This window comes from Bacillus sp. GW821-FHT01G09 (assembly GCF_059422205.1).
Map to the genome: position 1 here is coordinate 39,646 of NZ_JBWKWL010000001.1, position 13,632 is coordinate 53,277.

At 44.1% G+C, this 13,632-nt stretch carries 17 protein-coding genes; 7 read left to right on the forward strand and 10 right to left on the reverse strand.

Going from position 1 to position 13,632, the window contains the following annotated elements:
• Positions 1-39: 39 nt before the first annotated feature.
• Positions 40-303, reverse strand: a complete 264-nt coding sequence (locus AC07VD_RS00195; RefSeq protein ID WP_015483620.1) for a YuzI family membrane protein — start codon at positions 301-303, stop codon at positions 40-42.
• 46 nt (positions 304-349) lie between these two features.
• Here AC07VD_RS00195 and mstX point away from each other — a divergent pair, with 46 nt between their 5' ends.
• Together mstX and kbfO are read left to right on the forward strand one after the other, a co-directional pair.
• Entirely contained in the window at positions 350-682 is a 333-nt protein-coding gene (mstX, locus tag AC07VD_RS00200; RefSeq protein ID WP_124058977.1) for a biofilm formation protein MstX, read from the forward strand.
• Positions 679-1,665, forward strand: a complete 987-nt coding sequence (kbfO, locus tag AC07VD_RS00205) for a potassium channel protein KbfO (protein WP_003228881.1) — start codon at positions 679-681, stop codon at positions 1,663-1,665. Before mstX ends, kbfO begins: the two co-directional genes overlap by 4 nt.
• On the opposite strand, the gene AC07VD_RS00210 is transcribed toward kbfO, so the two are convergent.
• The 5 genes from AC07VD_RS00210 to AC07VD_RS00230 all read right to left on the reverse strand — a co-directional run bounded on the left by AC07VD_RS00210 (position 1,662) and on the right by AC07VD_RS00230 (position 6,458).
• Entirely contained in the window at positions 1,662-2,066 is a 405-nt protein-coding gene (locus AC07VD_RS00210; protein ID WP_124058979.1) for a YugN-like family protein, read from the reverse strand. The genes kbfO and AC07VD_RS00210 overlap by 4 nt on opposite strands.
• Positions 2,067-2,125: 59 nt before the next feature.
• On the reverse strand, positions 2,126-2,497 hold the full coding sequence (locus AC07VD_RS00215) for a hypothetical protein (protein WP_074794719.1): 372 nt from the start codon (positions 2,495-2,497) through the stop codon (positions 2,126-2,128).
• A 58-nt stretch (positions 2,498-2,555) separates the two neighbouring features.
• Positions 2,556-3,908, reverse strand: a complete 1,353-nt coding sequence (locus AC07VD_RS00220; RefSeq protein ID WP_003243401.1) for a glucose-6-phosphate isomerase — start codon at positions 3,906-3,908, stop codon at positions 2,556-2,558.
• Positions 3,909-4,019: 111 nt separating this feature from the next.
• Positions 4,020-5,192 carry an iron-containing alcohol dehydrogenase gene (locus AC07VD_RS00225; protein ID WP_077671131.1) on the reverse strand — a complete coding sequence of 391 codons (1,173 nt, stop codon included), beginning with the start codon at positions 5,190-5,192 and terminating at the stop codon, positions 4,020-4,022.
• A gap of 102 nt (positions 5,193-5,294) precedes the next feature.
• A complete protein-coding gene (locus AC07VD_RS00230) occupies positions 5,295-6,458 on the reverse strand; it encodes an iron-containing alcohol dehydrogenase (protein WP_124058981.1) in 1,164 nt (387 codons plus the stop codon).
• A 229-nt stretch (positions 6,459-6,687) separates the two neighbouring features.
• On the opposite strand from AC07VD_RS00230, the gene AC07VD_RS00235 reads away from it, so the two are divergent.
• A complete protein-coding gene (locus AC07VD_RS00235) occupies positions 6,688-6,924 on the forward strand; it encodes a DUF378 domain-containing protein (RefSeq protein WP_024571517.1) in 237 nt (78 codons plus the stop codon).
• Positions 6,925-7,002: 78 nt separating this feature from the next.
• Here AC07VD_RS00235 and yugI read toward each other — a convergent pair whose 3' ends face one another.
• The 3 genes from yugI to AC07VD_RS00250 form a co-directional block, all read right to left on the reverse strand.
• Positions 7,003-7,395 (reverse strand): S1 domain-containing post-transcriptional regulator GSP13, encoded by a 393-nt coding sequence (gene yugI / locus AC07VD_RS00240; RefSeq protein ID WP_003228864.1) that lies wholly within the window; start codon positions 7,393-7,395, stop codon positions 7,003-7,005.
• 200 nt (positions 7,396-7,595) lie between these two features.
• Positions 7,596-8,756: an aminotransferase gene (locus AC07VD_RS00245; RefSeq protein ID WP_003228862.1), complete on the reverse strand. Its 1,161-nt coding sequence runs from the start codon at positions 8,754-8,756 to the stop codon at positions 7,596-7,598.
• The gene (locus tag AC07VD_RS00250) at positions 8,757-9,257 is read right to left on the reverse strand and encodes an Lrp/AsnC family transcriptional regulator (RefSeq protein WP_009968070.1); all 501 of its coding nucleotides are present in this window, start codon (positions 9,255-9,257) and stop codon (positions 8,757-8,759) included.
• 148 nt (positions 9,258-9,405) lie between these two features.
• Here AC07VD_RS00250 and AC07VD_RS00255 point away from each other — a divergent pair, with 148 nt between their 5' ends.
• Complete coding sequence (locus AC07VD_RS00255; protein WP_124058983.1) at positions 9,406-10,227, forward strand: alpha/beta fold hydrolase; 822 nt, start codon at positions 9,406-9,408, stop codon at positions 10,225-10,227.
• A 25-nt stretch (positions 10,228-10,252) separates the two neighbouring features.
• Here the strand turns inward: AC07VD_RS00255 and AC07VD_RS00260 are convergent, their stop codons facing one another.
• A complete protein-coding gene (locus tag AC07VD_RS00260; RefSeq protein ID WP_014480684.1) occupies positions 10,253-10,513 on the reverse strand; it encodes a YugE family protein in 261 nt (86 codons plus the stop codon).
• Between the two features lie 86 nt (positions 10,514-10,599).
• Between AC07VD_RS00260 and patB the strand changes: the two genes are divergently transcribed.
• The 3 genes from patB to kapB all read left to right on the forward strand — a co-directional run bounded on the left by patB (position 10,600) and on the right by kapB (position 13,608).
• On the forward strand, positions 10,600-11,763 hold the full coding sequence (patB, locus tag AC07VD_RS00265) for a cystathionine beta-lyase PatB (protein ID WP_017695514.1): 1,164 nt from the start codon (positions 10,600-10,602) through the stop codon (positions 11,761-11,763).
• A 126-nt stretch (positions 11,764-11,889) separates the two neighbouring features.
• Positions 11,890-13,176, forward strand: a complete 1,287-nt coding sequence (gene kinB / locus AC07VD_RS00270; protein WP_003228853.1) for a sporulation sensor histidine kinase KinB — start codon at positions 11,890-11,892, stop codon at positions 13,174-13,176.
• 45 nt (positions 13,177-13,221) lie between these two features.
• Positions 13,222-13,608, forward strand: coding sequence for a kinase-associated lipoprotein KapB (gene kapB, locus AC07VD_RS00275; protein ID WP_217020279.1), 387 nt, complete (start codon positions 13,222-13,224; stop codon positions 13,606-13,608).
• Positions 13,609-13,632: the final 24 nt, after the last annotated feature.

Consider the following 13,632-nt stretch of genomic DNA (forward strand, 5'->3'; position numbering starts at 1 on the left):
TTTCATCATCCTTTTTCCATGATCATTTCTCTATTACGATTATTTTAATGAGTTTTCTTTCCCGTGTACAGAAATGCGCTTTTTCTTCCGGCTTGGAGCACACAATCCAATCAGCAAAAAGAACAGGCCTGCTGAAAACAAATAAAAGGCGAAACTGCCGGCCAGTTCTTTCAGAAAATGAAGCCAGGAGAAGCTGCCGGAAAAGTGATTATATGAATTCAAATCGAAAATAAACAAAATCACCGCGGATGCCGCCAGCTGCGTACCGATTAAAACCACGATCGTTCTTTGAAAGATCGTCATCTTTTTCATCCTTTTTGTTTTAGTTTATGGAGAAATCCGGTTTTATATGTTTTGTACATTTTTTGAAAAACATCACCGGAAGTGGGACATACTGTTAGAAAAAAGCACGGGTGTGATGGAAGCTATGAAAGTGACGAGTGAGGAAAAGGAACAGCTGAGCACAGCAATCGACCGAATGAATGAAGGACTGGACGCGTTTATCCAGCTTTATAATGAATCGGAAATTGATGAACCGCTTATTCAGCTTGATGATGATACAGCCGAGTTAATGAAGCAGGCCCGAAATATGTACGGCCAGGAAAAGCTAAATGAAAAATTAAATACAATTATTAAACAGATTTTATCCATCTCAGTATCTGAAGAAGGAGAAAAAGAATGAAATCAAATCGGATATTTATTTCATGGCTCAGGTGGCCGTTATTTATCCGAATCGGGGTTATTATTTTATGTCTGATTCTTTTGTTCGGCCAAATCATTTATATACTTGAGCCTAAGCAGTTCACTTCGGTATTCGAAGGCATTTGGTGGGCTGTCGTTACGGTTTCGACAGTCGGTTATGGAGACTATGTGCCGCACACGCCGCTGGGACAGGCAGCCGGAATACTGCTGATTTTGAGCGGAGCAAGCTTTGTCACAGCATATTTCGCTACGTTATCAGCGGCCGCATTCAGCAGACAGCATCGCTACATCGAAGGAAAAGTTGCTTACAAAGGCCGGGACCACATCATTCTGATCGGGTGGAATGAAAAAACAAACCGGCTTCTGAAGGACCTTCAGCTTGCCGCCCCTTCCAAAACGGTCGTACTAATCGATGAATCCTTAACAGAAGGCCCGCTTATTGAAAACGTTCATTTCATACGCGGGCACGCTGCCGATGATGGGACACTGAAACGGGCCAATATTACTGAAGCGGAATCAGTGATGATTACTGCCGATCAGTATAAAAGTGAAACTGATGCTGATATGCTGTCAGTGCTTACTCTTTTATCTGTTAAAGGGCTTAATCCCCTTGCTTACTGCATCGTCGAGATTTTGACTGACCGTTTTGTCACCAATGCGGAGCGGGCAGGTGCAAACCAAATCATCGGAACTTCAGAATTTATCAGCCGGGCGATGCTGCAGCATTACCAAGTCAAGTTACGGCCGTCTAAACAGCAGAACGGAATCAAGCTGACACTTGATCAGCATGTGGAGCTTCTTGCTGTTCCTGACGAACTAAAGGGAGCGGCTTACAAAACCTGTGTTCTCTATTTCCTTGATCACAACACAACAATTATAGGCGTACAAAAAAAGGAGGGACCGATGCTTTCCCCTCCTCTTACATACAAGGTGCTCGAAACAGATCAATTCCTTGCCATCTAGTGTAACAGAACATCCTCCAATTCTTTCACGAGAGAGGCGCCGATATCCAAAAATGCCGGATCAATTTCCGCGTCCCGCCTTTCCGGTTCGGAAAATTGATTAAACAGTGATTGGAAAGGCCCTCCCTCGGCGTGATCGTCAACATCCGCCTGAAACACCTGTCTCAGCATGAATGGCGTTCCGATCCGGACGGCCGCCCCTCGTTCATCGAGACTGCCCTGTACCGCATTGACGGGAATTCTTAAAAATAAATAGCCGTCTCTATCATCAATTTTATAATCAAAGTAGCCATGATCGTATTCCCAGCCGCCGTTTACCACATAACCGAGCGGCTTCATCACTTGTTCCAGTTCTTGAAGCAGAAAAGACTGCCCATCTATCGCGGAAGGTATTGGTATCATCAGAATGCCCCTTTTTTCACTTATCCTGTCCCGCCGAACAAGACTTCATTCAGAGGCGCCTACATGGAAATCGTTGTTTCTTTCGCGCGGCCAACAGAAAAGAAAGCGCATTCAATTAAGAAGTAAACAGTCATTGCCGCTGCAAGCCATACAGCTGAATCCCAAGACACATAAACAACCGTTGCATAGAGTCCTAATTTAGTGAAAAGAGTATGGGTTCGTTTTAAATGCAAAATCCGATGTACCGCATCGGTAAAAAGGGCAAGCGGCAAACCAATGAGAAGAAAGGCGTGGATGAAAAAATGTGACAGCGTGCCGCCAAAGCTTGAAGAAAACTCTGTATACACGGCATCAAAGGAGATAAGGAAACTTAAAATAGCTGCAGAAAAACCGGCAATGATGAGATGTTTAACCAATTGTTTCATGAACATCAGCACCTTTCTGATTTTATAAAAAGCCGACCGGCAAATGCCAGTCAGCTTTCTCACATTAATCTTCCAGACGTTTTTCAAGCTCTGCTTTTTTCTCTTCAAAGCCAGGTTTGCCGAGTAACGCAAACATATTGACTTTATACGCTTCTACACCAGGCTGGTCAAACGGATTGACGCCAAGGAGGTAACCGCTCATCGCGCAGGCTTTTTCGAAGAAATATACAAGGTATCCAAAAGTATATGCATTCAGCTCAGGAATGTTAACGATTAAGTTCGGAACATTTCCGTCTGTATGGGCAAGCATCGTGCCTTGGAATGCTTTTTTGTTAACGAAATCAACAGTTTTACCGGCTAAATAGTTCAAGCCGTCAAGATCGTTATCCGCTTCCTCAATTGTCAGTTCATGTTTAGGTTTCTCTACGTTCAGGACCGTTTCGAATAAATCTCTGCGGCCTTCTTGTACATACTGGCCTAAAGAATGAAGGTCTGTTGAATAGTTCGCTGAAGAAGGATAAATGCCCTTCTCATCTTTCCCTTCGCTTTCTCCGAACAGCTGCTTCCACCATTCCGCAAAGTATTGAAGCGCCGGTTCGTAGTTGATGAGCATTTCAATTGTTTTGCCCTTATTATAAAGGACATTGCGAACAACCGCATATTGGTATGCTGGGTTATCTTCCAGTTCAGATGTTGCAAAATCTTTGCTCGCATCCAGGGCGCCTTTCATCATGTCATCAATGTTGACGCCGCTGACAGCAATCGGCAAGAGACCTACAGCTGTTAAAACTGAATAACGGCCGCCGACATCGTCAGGAATAACAAATGATTCGAAGCCTTCTTCGTTAGAAAGCGTTTTTAATGCGCCGCGCTCTTTATCAGTTGTTGCATAAATCCGCGCTTTCGCTTCTTCTTTACCGTATTTCTCTTCAAGAAGCTTGCGGAAAATACGGAAAGCGATTGCAGGTTCAGTTGTCGTACCTGATTTAGAAATCACATTAATAGAGAAGTCAACATCTTCAAGAAGATCCATGACGTCTCTCATATAAGATGAACTGATGTTGTTCCCGATAAAAATGACTTGCGGATTGCCGCGTTTTGCTTTTGGCAAAGTGTTATAAAACGCGTGATTCAGCGCTTCAATCGCTGCCCGCGCTCCAAGATAAGAACCGCCAATGCCGACAACAAGCAAGACATCAGAGTCAGATTTGATTTTTTCCGCGCTTTTTTTGATGCGCGCGAATTCTTCTTTATCATAATGTTCAGGGAGGTCCACCCAGCCTAGAAAATCGCTGCCCGCGCCTGTTTTTTCATGGATATTATGGTGTGCTGTTTTTACAAAGTCCCGCAGATATGTAAGTTCATGTTCGTTGAAGAAAGTCAACGCTTTTGAGTAGTCAAAGCGTACATGCGTCATTGCTTGTCCCTCCATAACGGTATAATGTTTTCATCTTTCACTTTATATGAACTTATCTGTGAAATCAAGTCAAGAAGAAAGGGCGGAATGACTGGATTCCGCCCTTTGAGTTTATAGAGACGCGCGAAGGATGGCAAGCACGTCATCTTTGTTCAATTTTTGGAAGTTGCCGAAGCCGCCGTGTTCCATTTCCTTGGCTGCGATATCAGCAATCATCTCAAGCTTTTCTTCTCCAATATTGTAATCAGCAAGACGAGAAGGCGCGCCAAGGCTTGTCCAGAACGCAGACAGTTTATCGATTCCTTCAAGCGCAATTTCTTTATCTGTTTTGCCTTCAGTATCAATGTCAAACATGTTGAGCATGAGGTTTTTGAAGCGGCCTACATTTGTATCAAGCGTGTATCTCATCCAGTTTGGGAACAGTATCGCCAAACCGCCCGCGTGCGGAATATCATACACAGCTGAAACGGCGTGTTCCATTGTATGAGAAGCCCAGTCACCAAAGTAGCCCATTTGGAGCGTGCCGTTTAAAGCGATTGTACCAGCATACAAAATCGTTTCACGAAGCTCGTAGTTTTCCAGATCTTCAAGAAGCTTAGGAGCTGTTTCGATGACCGTCTGCAAAACAGCAAAGCACATTCTATCCTGAAGCGGCGTGTTTTCAACATTGTGGAAGTATTGTTCGAATACGTGGCTCATCATGTCAACCATGCCGTATACTGTTTGATTTTCCGGAACCGTGAACGTATTTTCAGGGTCTAAAATAGAGAAACGCGGATGAGTGACATTGCTGCCCCATACAAATTTCTCGTTTGTTTCCCAGTTTGTAATCACGGAATCAGGGTTCATTTCAGACCCTGTCGCAGCAAGCGTTAAAACAGTTCCAAACGGCAGCGCATCCTCCGCTGTTACTTTTTTGCTGAAAATATCCCAAGCGTCGCCATCGTATTTGACGCCAGCTGCGATTGCCTTTGTACAGTCAATCACACTGCCTCCGCCGACAGCAAGCAGAAAATCAATGTTATGCTCTCTGCAAAGGTCTATGCCTTTTTCCACTGTCGCAAGACGCGGGTTCGGCTCTACACCTGACAGCTCATGAACAACAGCGCCCTCTTCTTTTAAAATGCCTGTGACTTGATCATAAAGGCCGTTGCGTTTAATGCTGCCGCCCCCGTAAACAAGCAGTACATTCTTGCCGTATCGTTTGAATTCTTTTCTTAATTGTTCAAGCTGACCTTTTCCAAAAATCAGCTTTGTCGGATTATAATAAGTGAAATTTTCCATAGTAAAACCTCCAAATGATGCTGGTAAAAAACAGATTTTCCATTGTAACATAAGTTGACAAAAAGAAAAAGGGAAGCAGCCAAACGGCTATTTCCCCTTTTTTTATAGAGATGCTTTCAAAATTGACAGCACATCTTCTTTGTTGAGTGATTTAAATTGGCCGAATGTACCGTTAGCCATTGCCTTGTCAGCAATTGTGTCAAGCTGCTCATCATTAATATCATAATCAGCAAGACGGTTCGGAGCGCCAAGGCTTGTCCAGAATGCGGACAGCTTATCGATACCTTCAAGGGCAATTTCTTCATCCGTTTTACCTGCTTCTTCAACATCAAACACGCGAACTGCAAGCTGTTTCATGCGGGCAGGGTTTTCAGACAATGTGTGTCTCATCCAGTTCGGGAACAAAATTGCCAGTCCGCCGGCATGCGGAATATCATAAACGGCTGATACTGCATGTTCAATATTATGAGTAGCCCAATCCCCTCTTGCACCCATAGAAAGCATGCCGTTTAATGCGATTGTTCCTGTGTACAGGATCGTCTCACGCAATTCGTAATTTTCGAGATCATTAATCAGCTTAGGCGCTGTTTCAATGACTGTACGCAGAAGTGATTCACACATGCGGTCCTGATACGGCGTGTTTGATACATGATGGAAGTATTGTTCGAATACGTGGCTCATCATGTCAACCATCCCGTAGATCGTGTGGTTTTTAGGTACGGTAAATGTATTCACCGGATCAAGAATCGAGAATTTAGGGAATACGAGCGGGCTGCCCCAGCCGTATTTTTCCTTTGTTTCCCAGTTTGTAATAACAGATCCCGAGTTCATTTCTGAACCAGTCGCAGCGAGAGTCAATACCGTTCCGAATGGCAAAGCATCTTTTGGCTGATGCTTTTTCGTAACGATATCCCACGCATCACCATCATACTTCGCTCCTGCGGCAATCGCTTTTGTACAGTCGATTACGCTTCCGCCTCCGACAGCCAGCAAGAAATCAATGTTGTGTTCTTTACTGATGGCAACACCTTTATTAACAGTCGACACACGCGGATTCGGTTCCACACCTGCTAATTCATGCACGGTCGCTCCGGCTTTATTCAGCTGTTCAATCACTTGATCATACAGGCCGCTGCGTTTAATGCTGCCGCCTCCGTACACAAGCAATACGTTTTTTCCGTAAGGTTTGAGTTCCTCCGGAAGTCTTTCCACTTCGCCGCGCCCGAAAATTAATTTGGTCGGATTCCAGTATGTAAAGTTTTGCATGACATCTCCTCCTTAGATTTTTTATTATGCAGAATGTCCTCACCACATGTAAAGCAATCAGCTCTCACCGGTCAGCATACCAGATGGTTTTATTTTGCAAGATGCTGGGAAAGAAGCTGATATAAGCGAGGGCAGGCCAGCTTCCCTCATATGGAGAATGCATGTATAGATTCTCCAATATGTCACAATCTATAACTGTTTTAATAATTCATGGAGGAGGTTGCAAAACATGAGTACCATTCAAAGAATTTGTCTTGTATTAACCATCATTGGCGCCATTAACTGGGGACTGATCGGATTTTTCCAATTTGACTTAGTAGCGGCTATCTTCGGCGGCCAAGGGTCAGCTCTTTCCCGAATCATTTACGGACTTGTCGGAATCGCCGGCTTAATCAACCTCGGTCTGCTATTTAAGCCAAACGAGGAAAGATCACGTGAAGAAGCACCAAATCCTGAAATGCGATAGGATATCAATCACGCTGAAATAGGATTTTGTATTAAATCAAAAGCACCGAACATTCCTGTCCGGTGCTTTTTTTCATGCTTATTTTTTGATAAGGTCTTTGCGGTTGGACATTTCGATCCACTCTTCAAGCTTATCTTTTAATGTGTTGAAACCTTGTGGTGTAGAAGCTTCTTCGCTTACTTGAGCAGCTTTAGGTTTTCTTGGTTTGCTTTCTTTTTTCTCAGGCGCAGCTTGTGTCGCACGAATTGAAAGGCTGATTTTGCCTTTTTCTTCATCAACAGCAAGTACTTTTACTTGTACTTCGTCGCCAACTGAAAGGTGCTCGTTGATATCTTTTACGAAACCGTGAGTCACTTCAGAAATGTGTACTAAACCTTGAGTTTCTTCATCTAATGCAACAAACGCACCATACGCTTGTAATCCTGTAACTTTACCAGTGTAAACACTGCCCACTTCAAATTTTGCTGCCATTCATAACAACTCCTAAGTTAAATTAAATATCTGTTTATACGCAATTTAAAATTATATCACACTTGTCTTATTTCCGCAAAGAAAACTTTTTATAAAAAATCAGGTTTATGCACAGCAAAAAGGGGGTAAACTGAAAATACCAAAGGCTTTCTAGTATTCCCCCCTTTTATTGGATGCGAACAAAAGGTTCGTATCTTTTTTTATGTTGTTTTGTGCAGGAAGCGTTTCATTCTGACTAACGCTTCTTGAAGCTGTTCAATCGAGGTTGCGTATGAACAACGGATATATCCCTCACCGCTCGGACCAAACACACTTCCAGGAACAACTGCCACTTTTTCCTGCGTCAGAAGCTCCTCGGCAAACTGTTCTGAACTCATTCCCGTGCTTTTAATAGATGGAAAAGCATAGAAAGCGCCGCCCGGATGATGACAGCTGAGGCCGATTTCATTGAGCGATTCTACAAACAGATTCCGTCTTCTTCGATAGCTTTTTTTCATTTTTTCTACGTCTTCCATGCCGTTCTTCAGTCCTTCAAGGGCGGCAAACTGCGCCATTGCGGGCGCGCACATCATCGCATACTGATGAATTTTAAGCATGGCATCCCGAAGCAAGGATGGTGCCGCGGCAAAACCGAGCCTCCAGCCCGTCATTGCAAATGCTTTTGAAAAGCCTGAGATGACTACCGTCCGTTCCTTCATTCCCGGTAATGCCGCTATACTTGTAAATTCCTCATCATATGTCAGCTCCGCGTAGATCTCGTCGGCTAAAACGATGACATCATGTTTTTTGGCAAACTCAGCAATCTCATTCAGCTCTTCCTTCGAATAAACCGAACCTGTCGGATTCGATGGTGAGCAGATGAGAATGGCCTTTGTTTTTTCAGTGACTGCCGCTTCAAAATCAGCAGCCGTTGCTTTAAATCCTTTGTCTGCCGTTGTATGAACGTGAACCGGGATACCGCCTGCCAAAGAAACAAGCGCATCGTAAGCCACAAAACACGGCTCAGGGATGATGACTTCCTCACCTGGATTCACAATGGCGCGGATCGCAATATCCAAAGCCTGACTTGCCCCCACTGTCACAATCAGCTCATTATCTGGCGAGTAGCTAAGGTCAAACCTGTTGCTCAAATAACGGCTGATTTCCTCCCGCAATGAGTATAGACCCGCATTGGCCGTGTATGACGTATATCCTTGTTCAAGAGAGAGAATGCTTGCTTCGCGGACATTCCACGCGGTAACAAAATCAGGCTCGCCGACGCCTAAAGAAATGACGCCTTCCATCGTTGCCGCCAAATCAAAGAATTTGCGGATGCCGGATGGTTTTATTTGTTGTACATAGTCTGATAAATACGAAGTCATTTACGGTGACACCACGATTCTTTTGTCGTCGTCTCCTGTTTCAAACACTTTGCCGTCATGCTTGTATTTTTTCAGGATAAAATGGGTTGTCGTAGATACAACTGAATCAAGCGTTGAGAGTTTATCCGAAACAAAACGCGCTACGTCAGACATCGAATTGCCGCGAATCACGACAGACAAATCGTATACGCCTGACATCAGGTAAACTGATTCAACCTCTTGGAATCGGTAAATCCGTTCCGCCACTTCATCGAAACCGACGCCCCGCTTCGGCGTTACTTTGACGTCGATCATGGCCGTAACGCCCTCATGTCCGTCTACTTTTCGCCAATCAATCATAGCGGAATAATCGATAATAACCTTTTCTTTCTCCAGTTTGTCAATAATTGTTTTTACTTCATTTACAGGGATGCCTGCCATCTTTGCAATTGTTTCTAAATCGGCGCGGCTGTTTTCGTCTAAAATTTCTAATATTTCTGTTTCTTTTTCTGTCAATTTCATTTGATTCACACCTTTGCAATGTCAAGAAATCTCATGACATTATATCACGTTTTTTGACGAATGCTAAGAAAAAAACGAGGAGAAACTTCCGCTAGAATTGACAATTTCAGGGCATAATACAACCATCAAAAAAAGGGAGTGACACAGAATGGAGGCGATTTTACCAATAAGGCGGTTTACGGTCGATGGAGTCAATGTATACTACGAACATTATCAAAATCCCGGCAGGCAAACGCTGGTTTGCGTACACGGTTTTTTATCATCTGCATTCAGCTTCAGAAAAGTAATCCCTCTCCTTCGGGACAAGTACGACATCATCGCGCTTGATTTGCCTCCTTTCGGCCAATCTGAAAAATCAAGAACGTTTATCTATACCTATCAAAACCTTGCTAAGCTTGTCATTGGGATTTTGGAGCACTTGCAAGTGAAACAGGCTGTGCTTGTCGGGCATTCTATGGGCGGGCAGATATCGCTGTCTGCTGCTCTCCAAAAACCTGAGCTTTTTTCAAAGGTTGTGCTGCTTTGCAGTTCAGGGTATTTAAAACGTTCACACCCGACGATCATTTTCGGGACCCATATCCCGTATTTTCATCTTTACATCAAACGCTGGCTCTCGAAAGAAGGCGTGATGAAAAATTTATTAAATGTGGTGCATGACAAATCGCTGATTGATGAGGAGATGATCGACGGCTATGGCAGACCGTTTCAGGACGAGCAGATTTTCAAAGCCATGACAAGGTTTATCCGCCACAGAGAAGGAGATTTAGAACCCGAGCAATTGAAGAAAATGAACAAGCCTGCTCTATTGATTTGGGGCGAGGAGGATCGAATTGTCCCAATGGAGATCGGTAAACGGCTGCACGCAGATTTGCCTAATTCCGTGCTGTACTCACTTGGCCAGACCGGACATCTGGTGCCTGAAGAACGGCCTGAACTTGTTTCTGAACACATTGCTGATTTTATCAATTAAAAAAACCGGTGCTGAACCGGTTTTTTTAAGGCGTGCAGGAGCTGCTGTTTTTAATGAATAAAAGCTGGCCAGCCACTTCCCGGCAGCTGTCGATCGGCAGCGTTTGTTCAAAAGAAGTTTCAAATATTTGCTGAATGCTTTTCGCCAGCACGTCGGGATCGTCTTCATCATAGACTGCCTGCACGACATCAACAGCCTCCGTTTCGTAAAACTCTTCTCCATATTTAAACGGGTCCCATTTGGCAATGATCTTAATCATTTCCCTGACCGCTTGACTTTCTTCCATATTCATCACCGCTTATAATAAAATTTGCAGTTCTATCTTATCATAGTGAAGCTTAGAAGAATAAACATACATGAGGGGGTAACAGAATGAACTTTGATAAACGAGAAGAACGCCTTGGCACCCAATCTGTCAAATGGGACAAAACAGGCGAATTATTTGGCGTGACAGACGCACTCCCGATGTGGGTGGCGGATATGGATTTTCGCGCGCCAGAAGCGATAACTGAAGCGTTAAAAGAGCGTCTTGACCACGGTATTTTTGGTTATACAACTCCAGATCAAAAAACGAGGGATGCTGTGTGCGGATGGATGCAAAACAGGCACGGCTGGAAGGTGAATCCGGAAAGCATCACATTCAGCCCCGGCGTTGTAACGGCTTTGAGCATGGCGGTACAAGCTTTTACGGAGCCTGGCGATCAAGTAGTTGTTCAGCCTCCAGTTTATACGCCTTTTTACCATATGGTGGAGAAAAACGGCCGGCACATTTTACATAATCCGCTGCTAGAAAAAGACGGCGCATATGCAATGGATTTTGAAGATTTGGAGACGAAGCTTAGTGACCCAAGCGTTACATTGTTTATTTTATGCAATCCTCATAACCCTTCTGGGCGTTCATGGGGCCGGGAAGATTTACTGAAGCTAGGCGAATTGTGCCTTGAGCATGGCGTCACAGTTGTATCGGATGAAATCCATTCCGATTTAATGCTGTACGGACACAAACACACGCCGTTCGCTTCGCTCTCTGACGATTTCGCTGATATTTCCGTGACATGTGCTGCTCCAAGCAAAACATTTAATATCGCCGGATTGCAGGCTTCAGCAATCATTATTCCGGATCGCCTGAAGCGCGCCAAGTTTTCCGCAAGCCTTCAGCGCAATGGTTTAGGCGGACTGAACGCGTTTGCCGTCACTGCAATCGAAGCCGCGTATTCAAAAGGGGGACCGTGGCTTGATGAATTGATCTCTTACATTGAGAAAAACATGAACGAAGCGGAAGCCTTTTTGAGCACCGAGCTGCCAAAGGTCAAAATGATGAAGCCGGATGCATCATACCTGATTTGGCTCGACTTCAGCGCTTACGGCTTGTCCGATACAGAGCTTCAGCAAAGAATGTTAAAAAAAGGAAAAGTTATTTTAGAGCCCGGGACGAAATACGGGCCTGGTGGAGAAGGATTTATGCGCCTGAACGCAGGATGCTCTCTTGCAACCCTGCAGGACGGCCTGCGCCGCATCAAAGCCGCATTATCGTAAATATAGCTGTTAAACGCCTTTACGTCTTCATTTGTAAAGGCGTTCTTAATAAAGGAATTTTATATTTTACTTCTAATATTTAGTGTTATAATAGATTCATATTTTATACGAAAGGATTTCACACGAATGGAAATTCTAAAAGACTATCTTCTGCACATCTGCTTTATTTTGTTTCCTATTCTTCTTTACCAAGTGTTTTGGCTTGGAAAACCTGCGATTCTTGTGCCAAAAATAAACAGCGGTTTGGTCACGCTCTTCGCCTGCGGCGCCTCCGTTTTATGCATTATTTTCCCGATTCATGAAATGGACTACATACAATACGGCCTTCAGATGATTCCCGTTATCATTTGTTTATTTTACATTAGTACCGCTTCCGGACTTACAGTCGCCGCATCTGTCCTATGTTTTGAACTGCTTTTTTACGAACCTTCCGCAATGTTTGTTTTCACTTTGCTGCCTTTTCTTATCATTATCCCAATCTTATTTCAGAAAAAATGGCCATTCATGTCCAAAGCGAAAAAACTGCTGCTGTCTTTATTGATCAGCTGCGTGGAGATTTTCCTATTTTTCGCCTCAAGCTGGATTCTTTCCGCCTTGAATATTTTAAATTTTCAAAAATCAGGAATTTTCGTTTACGAGGCGGCAGTCTCAGGGCTTTTCCGCTCCAGTGTTCTTCTATTAAGCATCTATATTATCGAAAGCATCGCCGAAAATATCGCCCTGCGCTCACAGCTTATCCATTCTGAAAAAATGACGATTGTGAGTGAACTGGCAGCGAGCGTCGCTCATGAGGTCAGGAATCCGCTGACAGTTGTCCGCGGGTTTGTCCAGCTGCTTTTTAATGACGAAACCTTACAAAACAAGTCGAGTGCAGATTACAAAAAGCTTGTACTGTCAGAGCTTGACCGGGCGCAAGGCATTATTACAAACTATCTCGATATGGCCAAACAGCAATTATACGAAAAAGAGGTTTTTGACCTATCTGCCCTTATCAAAGAGACAAGCTCCCTTATGGTGTCGTACGCCAATTACAAGTCAGTAACCGTCGAGGCTGAAACAGAACCGGACCTTTTGATATACGGAGACGCAACAAAGCTGAAGCAGGCTGTCATCAACCTGATGAAAAACAGTATTGAAGCGGTTCCTCACGGTAAGGGGATGATCCACATATCAGCCAAAAGAAACGGCCATACGATCATGATCAACATCACAGACAATGGGGTCGGGATGACAGACCATCAAATGCAAAAACTCGGCGAACCTTATTATTCCCTAAAAACGAACGGAACGGGACTCGGCCTCACCGTAACCTTTTCCATTATTGAACATCATCACGGGACCATTTCATTTAACAGCAGCTTCCAAAAAGGCACTACGGTGACCATTAAGCTTCCCGCTGATCTTCCTCACTAGCAAATCGATTGCAACTTTAATAGAATAAATGCGAGGTGATGACAGATGAGCACGTTTGAGACAGGCTCTATCGTTAAAGGATTTTACAAAACAGGTGTATACATAGGAGAAATCACGGCTTGCAGGCCGCAGCATTATTTAGTGAAAGTGAAAGCGGTTCTTACCCATCCCGCTCAGGGAGACCTTCATCATCCAAAACAGGCGGATGTGCTATTTTTTCATGAGAGAAAAGCGCTTGCATATGGTGAACAGACCAATATCCCCCACCATATGGTGAAGCCTTATGATGGTGAAGTGCCGGATTATACAAAATCTCTGCGGGAGGCGACAGCACAGCTGAGAGCCAAATTGAATGAGGATGGTTCGGAGTGGGCGAAACGCTCCCTTCATAATCTGGACATTTTAGAAAAAGAATATTTTAACCGGCCATAACCCAGTCTGACAAAAGATTGGGTT

Bases quoted from the DNA above. Each gene is read 5' to 3' on its own strand.
- AC07VD_RS00250 (WP_009968070.1), bottom strand. From the start codon at position 9,257: ATGAAATTGACAGAAAAAGAAACAGAAATATTAGAAATTTTAGACGAA.
- AC07VD_RS00195 (WP_015483620.1), bottom strand. From the start codon at position 303: ATGACGATCTTTCAAAGAACGATCGTGGTTTTAATCGGTACGCAGCTG.
- AC07VD_RS00220 (WP_003243401.1), bottom strand. From the start codon at position 3,908: ATGACGCATGTACGCTTTGACTACTCAAAAGCGTTGACTTTCTTCAAC.
- yugI (WP_003228864.1), bottom strand. From the start codon at position 7,395: ATGGCAGCAAAATTTGAAGTGGGCAGTGTTTACACTGGTAAAGTTACA.
- AC07VD_RS00260 (WP_014480684.1), bottom strand. From the start codon at position 10,513: ATGGAAGAAAGTCAAGCGGTCAGGGAAATGATTAAGATCATTGCCAAA.
- kapB (WP_217020279.1), top strand. From the start codon at position 13,222: ATGAGCACGTTTGAGACAGGCTCTATCGTTAAAGGATTTTACAAAACA.
- kinB (WP_003228853.1), top strand. From the start codon at position 11,890: ATGGAAATTCTAAAAGACTATCTTCTGCACATCTGCTTTATTTTGTTT.
- AC07VD_RS00230 (WP_124058981.1), bottom strand. From the start codon at position 6,458: ATGCAAAACTTTACATACTGGAATCCGACCAAATTAATTTTCGGGCGC.
- AC07VD_RS00215 (WP_074794719.1), bottom strand. From the start codon at position 2,497: ATGTTCATGAAACAATTGGTTAAACATCTCATCATTGCCGGTTTTTCT.
- mstX (WP_124058977.1), top strand. From the start codon at position 350: ATGTTTTGTACATTTTTTGAAAAACATCACCGGAAGTGGGACATACTG.
- kbfO (WP_003228881.1), top strand. From the start codon at position 679: ATGAAATCAAATCGGATATTTATTTCATGGCTCAGGTGGCCGTTATTT.
- AC07VD_RS00235 (WP_024571517.1), top strand. From the start codon at position 6,688: ATGAGTACCATTCAAAGAATTTGTCTTGTATTAACCATCATTGGCGCC.
- AC07VD_RS00210 (WP_124058979.1), bottom strand. From the start codon at position 2,066: ATGATACCAATACCTTCCGCGATAGATGGGCAGTCTTTTCTGCTTCAA.
- AC07VD_RS00255 (WP_124058983.1), top strand. From the start codon at position 9,406: ATGGAGGCGATTTTACCAATAAGGCGGTTTACGGTCGATGGAGTCAAT.
- AC07VD_RS00225 (WP_077671131.1), bottom strand. From the start codon at position 5,192: ATGGAAAATTTCACTTATTATAATCCGACAAAGCTGATTTTTGGAAAA.
- patB (WP_017695514.1), top strand. From the start codon at position 10,600: ATGAACTTTGATAAACGAGAAGAACGCCTTGGCACCCAATCTGTCAAA.
- AC07VD_RS00245 (WP_003228862.1), bottom strand. From the start codon at position 8,756: ATGACTTCGTATTTATCAGACTATGTACAACAAATAAAACCATCCGGC.